General features: G+C 60.0%; 2 protein-coding genes. Both read right to left on the minus strand.

What is annotated here, in order from left to right:
- Window positions 1-430: 430 nt before the first annotated feature.
- On the minus strand, window positions 431-1,315 hold the full coding sequence (rsmH, locus tag H5U08_RS17950; RefSeq protein ID WP_297036264.1) for a 16S rRNA (cytosine(1402)-N(4))-methyltransferase RsmH: 885 nt from the start codon (window positions 1,313-1,315) through the stop codon (window positions 431-433).
- Window positions 1,316-1,512: 197 nt separating this feature from the next.
- Window positions 1,513-1,692: BMC domain-containing protein (locus H5U08_RS17955; RefSeq protein WP_297036267.1), on the minus strand; the 180-nt coding region annotated here is incomplete at its 5' end.

Consider the following 1,692-nt stretch of genomic DNA (forward strand, 5'->3'; position numbering starts at 1 on the left):
GGGGCTTTAGCCCCGCTTTCGGCGCGGGACTTTAGTCCCCGCGGAAAGACAGTTGATGATCCAACGTCAAACGACGGACGTGACAAGCACGTCCCTCCGAGGGGGAAACGGACCTGACAAGCAGGGCCCTCCGAGGGATGTTCCGGCGCGAAGGGTTTTCGAAAAATCGGAGGGGCACGCTTGTCGTGCCCGGTGAACCGGGATGGATCATCAATCGGTGTTCATCGGACCCGACGAGCGGGTCCCTCCGACCTGGTAGGGGCAATTCATGAATTGCCCCTACCGAAACGCGAGTGAATCGGGATGGATCATCGAAGGTTGACGCGCGGACCTGACAAGCAGGTCCGTCCAATGTGCGGACCAGACGAACTGGTCCCTCCAGAGTTCGAGGTGCCGGGTCCTACGTACCACAACAAATCGTGTGAGGTCTTCACGTTCGCGCTGCGGTCCGCAGTTTGGCACTCCGTGCCCGCGGATTGGCCGCTACTTCTTCTTCACTCGGCGTGATCGGTTTCTTGGTGAGGACCGTGTATCGGGGATCCGACTTGAACGCCTCCTTGACCAGCCGATCTTCCAGCGAATGGAAACTGATCACCACAAGGCGTCCTCCAGGCCGGAGAACGTCGGGATAACGCCGTAGGGCCGTTTCCAACGCGCCCAGTTCATCGTTGACGGCAATCCGCAGCGCCTGGAAGGTGCGAGTCGCAGGATGGATGCCACCCGACCGATGCCGAGGTACAACACGGCAGATGAGTTCCGCCAGATCGCGCGCCGTTTTGATCGGGCTCTTTTTGCGTTCTTCCACAATTCGGGCAGCAATCCGCCGGGAAAACCGTTCCTCCCCATATCGATAGATAAGATCGGCCAGGGCTTTTTCCCCCATCCGATTGATGAGTGTCCACGCGGGTTCCCCGGAGGACGGGTCGAACCGCAGGTCGAGCGGTCCATCGGCGTGGAAGCTGAAGCCGCGGCTGGAATCAGCCAACTGATCGCTCGACATCCCCAGATCGAGCAAGATGCCGTCCACCGTTTCTACATCCAGCTCGTCTAATATTTCTGGCAAATCTCGGAAATCCCCTTGCACAATTCGCACCGGCAAGGCCGCCAGGTTCTTTTCCGCGCGATGGACGGCTGCGGGATCCCGGTCCAATGCAATGACGGCCCCCCCCGGCCAAACGCGCTGAGCGATCAGCCGTGTGTGTCCACCCCCTCCTAAAGTGGCGTCCACGATGACCTGCCCAGGTTGCGGATCCAGGAATTTCAGAACTTCCTGAGGCATCACCGGAATGTGGCAACTTTGGGCAGAGACGTCCATGGCTCACGGAAATCGGCAGAGGTTCGATACGGTGGCAGGAAGCGGGGCCAGCGGCTGTGGAAACCGGACAAGATGCCACCTCCAGGCCTTCGCCTTCCTTATTGTAACGCGGTCTTTGAGTGGGGAAACGCCGCCGCATTGGACGGCCGGCTCGGGGTGAAGAAATCCTCGCCCAGAATTTGCCGTTTCCAGACGGATCAAAGGTAATCGGCGAAGAGTTCTCGGGATGGCCGTGGGATGACCACCTCTGACACCAACAGCCCTCGCGATCGGGCTTCCTCCGCCCCGGCCGATACTCCGGCGCGAACGTCGGCCACCGAACCCGTCATGAGAACCAGCCCCTTTCCTCCTAAAGCCATGGCGACGTGAATTCTGAA

Source organism: Thermogutta sp. (genome assembly GCF_014359955.1).
Lineage (GTDB): Bacteria > Planctomycetota > Planctomycetia > Pirellulales > Thermoguttaceae > Thermogutta.